The sequence below is a fragment of the Mesorhizobium sp. M4A.F.Ca.ET.050.02.1.1 genome (assembly GCF_003997725.1).
Lineage (GTDB): Bacteria > Pseudomonadota > Alphaproteobacteria > Rhizobiales > Rhizobiaceae > Mesorhizobium.
In genome coordinates this window covers 1-6359 of record NZ_RZSG01000329.1, presented here as the reverse complement: position 1 = coordinate 6359, position 6359 = coordinate 1, and the positions used below count along the sequence as shown (strand labels likewise).

At 65.7% G+C, this 6359-nt stretch carries 8 protein-coding genes and 1 pseudogene; all 9 read left to right on the top strand.

What is annotated here, in order from left to right:
* Window positions 1-447, top strand: a pseudogene (locus tag EOA33_RS20425) (Na+/H+ antiporter); the annotation flags it as partial.
* Between the two features lie 174 nt (window positions 448-621).
* Window positions 622-1935 carry a serine hydroxymethyltransferase gene (glyA, locus tag EOA33_RS20420; RefSeq protein WP_127406417.1) on the top strand — a complete coding sequence of 438 codons (1314 nt, stop codon included), beginning with the start codon at window positions 622-624 and terminating at the stop codon, window positions 1933-1935.
* 82 nt (window positions 1936-2017) lie between these two features.
* Window positions 2018-2629 (top strand): hypothetical protein, encoded by a 612-nt coding sequence (locus EOA33_RS20415; RefSeq protein WP_127406416.1) that lies wholly within the window; start codon window positions 2018-2020, stop codon window positions 2627-2629.
* 21 nt (window positions 2630-2650) lie between these two features.
* Window positions 2651-2980 (top strand): GlpM family protein, encoded by a 330-nt coding sequence (locus EOA33_RS20410; RefSeq protein WP_126054945.1) that lies wholly within the window; start codon window positions 2651-2653, stop codon window positions 2978-2980.
* 85 nt (window positions 2981-3065) lie between these two features.
* On the top strand, window positions 3066-3545 hold the full coding sequence (nrdR, locus tag EOA33_RS20405) for a transcriptional regulator NrdR (protein WP_126054944.1): 480 nt from the start codon (window positions 3066-3068) through the stop codon (window positions 3543-3545).
* Between the two features lie 2 nt (window positions 3546-3547).
* Window positions 3548-4675 carry a bifunctional diaminohydroxyphosphoribosylaminopyrimidine deaminase/5-amino-6-(5-phosphoribosylamino)uracil reductase RibD gene (gene ribD / locus EOA33_RS20400; protein ID WP_189375526.1) on the top strand — a complete coding sequence of 376 codons (1128 nt, stop codon included), beginning with the start codon at window positions 3548-3550 and terminating at the stop codon, window positions 4673-4675.
* Window positions 4676-4739: 64 nt separating this feature from the next.
* Window positions 4740-5357 (top strand): riboflavin synthase, encoded by a 618-nt coding sequence (locus EOA33_RS20395; RefSeq protein WP_127406415.1) that lies wholly within the window; start codon window positions 4740-4742, stop codon window positions 5355-5357.
* A gap of 95 nt (window positions 5358-5452) precedes the next feature.
* Window positions 5453-5947 (top strand): 6,7-dimethyl-8-ribityllumazine synthase, encoded by a 495-nt coding sequence (gene ribH / locus EOA33_RS20390; RefSeq protein WP_127406414.1) that lies wholly within the window; start codon window positions 5453-5455, stop codon window positions 5945-5947.
* Window positions 5944-6359 (top strand): transcription antitermination factor NusB (nusB, locus tag EOA33_RS20385; RefSeq protein WP_127406413.1); only part of this gene is annotated, 416 nt, incomplete at its 3' end. The genes ribH and nusB, both read left to right, overlap by 4 nt.

The window sequence follows — 6359 nt, the reverse complement described above, 5'->3', positions numbered from 1 at the left end:
GTCATCATCTGTTCGCTCACGATCGCCAGCCTCGCCTTGCCGAAGATCGCGCGTGGGCTGGTCGAGCCGGGCGCGGATCCTGGCGCCGCCGAGGAACGCCGGGCGCGCGTCGGCGCCGCCAACGCGGCAATCGCCAGAATCGAGAGCATCGCCAACGAGGGAGGCGAGGGCGAAGCCGCCGAGGCCAGGCTCGCGGTCGCCGACAGCATCGTCGCCGGCTACCGCCGCCGCATCGCCGCCTCCGATGAGGCCGAAGAGGCGCGCGCCGAAGCCCGCGAGGCCGGGCGTCTGGAGCTGGAGCTCAGGCACGCCGGCATCGAGGCCGAGCGAGGCGCCGTCCGTGCCATGTTCCGCAGCCGGGAGATCAACGACCATACGATGCGGGCGCTGCTTGCCGAGATCACGCTCACCGAAGCCTTGCTGAAAAGCCGGCGGGAGCGGAAATAGCGCTCACGCTGTCGTCCTTGGCGCAATCCGGCCAGCAAATTTCGCGGCGCAAACGTGGCGAGGCGAAAACAACTGTGTTAATGGCGCGGCAATGCATGTCGCCCAGAAGTGCGCAGCGGTTTTGGGGCAACGATATGCATGAACAAATTGCCCCGAACCGGAGGATTTCAGGCCATGGCAACAGCAGCGGCAGCGTCGAACAAATTCGAATCCTTCTTCGAGACCACGCTGGCCGACGCCGATCCGGAGATTTTCGGCGCCATCCGCAACGAGCTCGGCCGCCAGCGCCATGAGATCGAGCTGATCGCTTCCGAAAACATCGTCTCGCGCGCCGTCCTCGAGGCGCAGGGCTCGATCATGACCAACAAATATGCCGAGGGCTATCCGGGCAAGCGCTATTATGGCGGCTGCCAGTTCGTCGACGTCGCCGAGGAGCTGGCGATCGAGCGCGCGAAAAAGCTGTTCGGCTGCAACTTCGCCAACGTTCAGCCGAATTCCGGCAGCCAGATGAACCAGGCGGTGTTCCTGGCGCTGCTGCAGCCTGGCGACACCTTCATGGGCCTCGACCTCAATTCCGGCGGCCACCTGACCCATGGTTCTCCGGTCAACATGAGCGGCAAGTGGTTCAAGGTCGTATCCTACGGCGTGCGTAAGGACGACCACCTGCTCGATATGGATCAGATCGAGAAGACCGCGCATGAGACCAAGCCCAAGCTGATCCTGGCCGGCGGCACCGCCTATTCGCGTATCTGGGACTGGAAGCGCTTCCGCGAGATCGCCGATTCGATCGGCGCCTATCTGATGGTCGACATGGCCCACATCGCCGGCCTGGTCGCCGGCGGCGTGCACCCGTCGCCGCTGCCCTACGCCCATGTCGTGACGACGACCACCCACAAGTCGCTGCGCGGTCCGCGCGGCGGCATGATCCTGTGCAACGACGAGGAGATCGCCAAGAAGATGAATTCTGCGGTCTTTCCAGGCCTGCAGGGCGGCCCGCTGATGCATGTCATCGCCGCCAAGGCAGTCGCGCTGGGCGAGGCGCTGAAGCCGAGCTTCAAGCACTACGCCGAAAGCGTCGCCGCCAACGCCAAGGCGCTGGCCTCGAGCCTCAAGGAAACCGGTCTCGACATCGTCTCCGGCGGCACCGACAACCATTTGATGCTCGTCGATCTGCGCCCCAAGAATGCCACGGGCAAGCGCGCCGAGGCGGCACTCGGCCGCGCCAACATCACCTGCAACAAGAACGGCATCCCGTTCGATCCGGAGAAGCCCTTCGTCACCTCCGGCGTGCGTCTGGGCACGCCTGCCGGCACGACGCGCGGCTTCGGCCAAGCCGAGTTCCGCGAGATCGGCAAGCTGATCGCCGAGGTGCTGGACGGGCTGAAGGTGGCGAATTCTGACGAGGGCAACGCGGCCGTCGAGGCGGTGGTGAAGGCCAAGGTCGTGGCGCTCACCGATCGCTTCCCTCTCTATCCCTATCTCGGTTGACCTGAAGCCTCGCGTCATTCTTATTGGCCACCACGAGAAGCGCCGCTCCGGCTGGGGCGGCGTCCGGACAGGAGCCTTATTGATGACGCGAATTCTTTGTCTCGGCGCTCTTGCGGCGCTTCTAAGCGCCTCGCCGTTGACCGGCGCCGCCCAGGCGCAGACCACGACGACGGCGCCGAAGGCCGAGACGGCTCCGGCCGCATCGCCTGCGCCTGCATCTCCCAAGACCGAAACCTTCGGCAGGTGGTCCACCATCATCGATGAAGTCAACACCGGTGAGGACGTGCGCAGGACCTGCGCCGCCTCGACGGCGTTCCTCGACCAGAACGGCACCGGCGGCACGCTGACGCTCGCCATCTCGAACGGCGACGCCCTGCCGCCCGACGGCTATCCGAGCCTGGTCATCGCGCTGCGGAACAAGGATCTGCCGGCCGGCGAGAACATTCCCGCCGTGTTCGGTGACGACAAGGGCAAGGTCAAGGCGACTGTCAGTGCCGATATCGGCGACCAGTGGATGCTGGACAACAAGAAGGAGGTCGCGCTTGCCCTGTTGCGCGCCATGCGGCGCGCGGCCGCGATCGATGTCGTCTTCGCCAACAAGCCGGTTGCCAGCATATCGATGGACGGTTTCACCAAGGCCTACCGCAGCCTTGGCGCATCCTGCGGCTTCGCGACCAACGACGTCGCGCCCTGACAGGCAGCAAGGAGCCGCGCCATGGACATTCTCTGGAAAGGCGTCGTCGGCGGCCTCGTCACGGCGCTGATCGTCTGGGCCTCGAAGCGCGGCAACGTCCTGCCCGGCATCCTGCCGCTGGCGCCGACCTTCGCCGTCATCGCGCTGCTCGCCGTCGGCGCCAAGGGCAACTCGACAGGCTTTCGCGAGGCCTGCCTTGCCGGTTTCAGGACGATCCCGGCCTATCTCGCCTTCCTTGGCGCCTGCTGGCTGTTCATCGAACGGGTCGACTATCGGCTGGCCGTTCTCGGCGGCATCGCGGTCTGGCTGGCGGCGGCGCTGGCAATCTTCCTCGCGCCTCGCTATCTCTGAGGCACGAAGGCCGGCCGTCATTTGCCATTCCGGCAAAAAGCTCTAAGCCTTCCGCTCACCAAGAATCGCCAACCGAAGGCTCTCCATGCGCTGTCCCTACTGCCAGTCCGAAGATACGCAGGTGAAGGATTCGCGTCCCGCCGAGGATGGCGCGGCGATCCGCCGGCGGCGCGTCTGCCCCGATTGCGGCGGCCGTTTCACCACCTTCGAGCGCGTTCAGCTCCGCGACCTCGTCGTGGTCAAGAAATCCGGCCGCAAGGTGCCGTTCGACCGCGACAAGCTCCTGCGTTCGGTCGAGATCGCGGTGCGCAAGCGCAATGTCGATCCCGAGCGCATCGACCGCGCGGTGACCGGCATCGTGCGCCAGCTCGAAAGCTCCGGCGAGACGGAAGTGGCGTCGGGCGAGGTCGGCCGGCTGGTCATGGAGGCGCTGAAGTCGCTCGACGACGTCGCCTATGTCCGCTTCGCCTCGGTCTATCGCAATTTCCGCGAGGCCAAGGATTTCCACGAGCTGCTCGGCGAGCTGAAGGGCGACGAGGACAAGGGCGAAGAGGACGCCGGCTGAGCATGGCAGGGCCACAGGTGAGTCGAGCCGAGCAGGAGGCTCTCGATAGGCGCTTCATGGCGGCGGCGCTGAGATTGTCGCGGAAGAACGCCGGCCGCACCTCGACCAACCCATCCGTCGGCACGATCATCGTGCGCGACGATGGCGACGGGCCGATGATCGTCGGCACCGGCGTCACCGCGGTCGGCGGCAGGCCGCATGCCGAGACCGAGGCGCTGGCCGAGGCCGGCGAGCTCGCGCGTGGTGCTACGGCTTACGTTACATTGGAGCCCTGCGCCCATCACGGCCGCACGCCGCCTTGCGCCAACGCGCTGGTCAATGCCGGCATAGCCCGCGTCGTCGGTGCGGCGAGCGATCCCGATCCGCGTGTTTCCGGCCAGGGTTATGCCATCCTGCGCGCCGCCGGCATCGAGGCGGTGGAGAAGGTGCTGGCAGCCGAGGCCTCGGAGCAGATGGCTGGTTACCTGATTCGATCTCTCAAGAAACGCCCGGAAGTGATCCTGAAGCTTGCGCTTTCCAGCGACGGCAAGATCGGCATCGAAGGCGAGGGACAGGTCGCGATCACCGGCGATATCGCGCGTCGCGAAGTCTATCTGATGCGCGCCGAAGCCGACGCCATCCTGATCGGCATCGGCACCGCGCTGGAGGACGACCCGGCGCTGACCGTGCGGCTGCCTGGGCTGGAGAACCGCTCGCCGGCGCGCATCATCCTCGATCGCCAGATCAGGCTGCCTGAGGCGTCGAAGCTGGTCTCAGGCGTCGACCGCGTGCCGCTTTACATCGCCGCTTGCCTCGAGGCCGATCCGCAGCGGCGCGCCACGCTCGAACGCGCAGGCGTGCACTTCATCGGCACGGAAACCTATGGCGGTGAGGTGGCCTTGCCCGAATTGTTAGAGGATCTGGCCGCGCTCGGCATGGCGAGCGTGCTGGTCGAAGGCGGCGCCAAGGTGGCCAAGGCTTTCCTCGACGAAGGGCTGGTCGACCGCATCGTGCTGTTCGGCGGGCCGGACGCGATCGGCGAAGAGGGCATTGCATCGCCCATCGACGCCGACCATATCCCGGCAGGGTTTCGCAAGTTGCGCGAGATGCGCTTCGGCGAGGACAGCTACGCCGAGTGGGTAAGACCATGATCCCAAAAAGTGGGAACCGGTTTTTGGACCAGATCATGGTCAACCTGAAAAACAGAGATATTTGATGTTTACCGGAATTGTTACCGATGTCGGCACCGTCGCTGCCGTGAAGCCGCTCAGGGAAGGGGTCGGACTGCGCATCGACACCGCCTATGACCCGGAAGGCATCGCCATCGGCGCCTCGATCTCCTGCGCCGGCGTCTGCCTGACGGTGACGGCGCTGCCGGAAGGCGGCTCCAACGCGCGCTGGTTCGAGGTCGAGGCCTGGGAAGAAGCGCTCAGGTTGACGACCGCGATGGGCTGGAAATCCGGCACCAGGATCAATCTGGAACGGGCGCTGAGGATCGGCGACGAGCTCGGCGGCCACATCGTCTCCGGCCATGTCGACGGCACGGCCGAGATTATCGAGCGCAAGGACGAGGGCGACGCCGTGCGCTTCACGCTCGAAGCGCCGCGCGAGCTCGCGAAATTCATCGCGCCAAAGGGTTCGGTCGCGCTCGACGGCACCTCGCTCACCGTCAACAAGGTCGAGGGCACGCGCTTCGACGTGCTGCTCATCCACCATTCGCTGACCGTCACCACCTGGGGCGAACGCCAGGTCGGCGACCGCGTGAACCTCGAGATCGACACCATGGCCCGCTACGCGGCGCGCCTGGCGGAGGCCGCGAAAGAGGGGCTTTGAGCCACCCCCGCAAATTAGACCGGGCCTGAGCATCGGACAAAGCTTGCGAATGCTGCCGCTTCGGCCTAAGTCACCGGCGATCCCCGGAGACATCTATGGCTGGCATATCCCAACACGGCAAAGCGTTCATCCGTCCGAAGGACAAGGCGCACCTTCTCATCATCGAGGCGCGCTTCCATGACGACCTTGCCGACGCGCTGCTCGAAGGCGCAACGAGTGCACTGGACGAGGCAGGCGCGACCTATGACGTGGTCACAGTTCCGGGCTCGCTGGAAATCCCGGCAGTAATCACCTTCGCGCTCGACGGCGCCGCCGAAGGCGGCACCACCTATGACGGTTTCGTCGCGCTTGGCACCATCGTCCGCGGCGACACCTACCATTTCGATATTGTCGCCAATGAATCGAGCCGCGCGCTGATGGACCTCTCCGTGCAGGAAGCGATCTGTATCGGCAACGGCATCCTGGCCACCGAGAATGACGCCCAGGCCTGGACGCGCGCCAGACGCTCGGAAGGCGACAAGGGCGGCTTTGCCGCGCGCGCGGCGCTGACCATGATCGCCCTCAAACAGCAGCTGGGAGCCCGATCGTGAGCGAGCCCGCGTCGCCCGGCCAGCCCACGGTCCGCCACGCCAACAAGCGCGGCGCCGCCCGGCTCGCGGCCGTGCAGGCGCTCTACCAGATGGACGTTGCCGGCAGTGGCGTTATCGAGATCACGGCCGAGTACGAAGCGTTCCGGCTCGGCAAGGAAGTAGACGGCGCGCTCTATCGCGAGGCCGATGCACAATGGTTCCGCGCCATCCTCACCGGTGTTGTCGAGAACCAGAAGACCATCGATCCGGTCATCCGCCAGGCGCTAACCGACGACTGGCCGTTGTCACGGCTGGATTCGACACTGCGCGCCATCCTGCGCGCCGGCGTCTATGAATTGATGAAGCGCGACGACGTGCCGGTGGCGGTGATCGTCTCGGAATATGTCGACATCGCCAAGGCCTTCTACGAGGA

Bases quoted from the DNA above. Each gene is read 5' to 3' on its own strand.
- glyA (WP_127406417.1), top strand. From the start codon at position 622: ATGGCAACAGCAGCGGCAGCGTCGAACAAATTCGAATCCTTCTTCGAG.
- EOA33_RS20415 (WP_127406416.1), top strand. From the start codon at position 2,018: ATGACGCGAATTCTTTGTCTCGGCGCTCTTGCGGCGCTTCTAAGCGCC.
- EOA33_RS20410 (WP_126054945.1), top strand. From the start codon at position 2,651: ATGGACATTCTCTGGAAAGGCGTCGTCGGCGGCCTCGTCACGGCGCTG.
- nrdR (WP_126054944.1), top strand. From the start codon at position 3,066: ATGCGCTGTCCCTACTGCCAGTCCGAAGATACGCAGGTGAAGGATTCG.
- ribD (WP_189375526.1), top strand. From the start codon at position 3,548: ATGGCAGGGCCACAGGTGAGTCGAGCCGAGCAGGAGGCTCTCGATAGG.
- EOA33_RS20395 (WP_127406415.1), top strand. From the start codon at position 4,740: ATGTTTACCGGAATTGTTACCGATGTCGGCACCGTCGCTGCCGTGAAG.
- ribH (WP_127406414.1), top strand. From the start codon at position 5,453: ATGGCTGGCATATCCCAACACGGCAAAGCGTTCATCCGTCCGAAGGAC.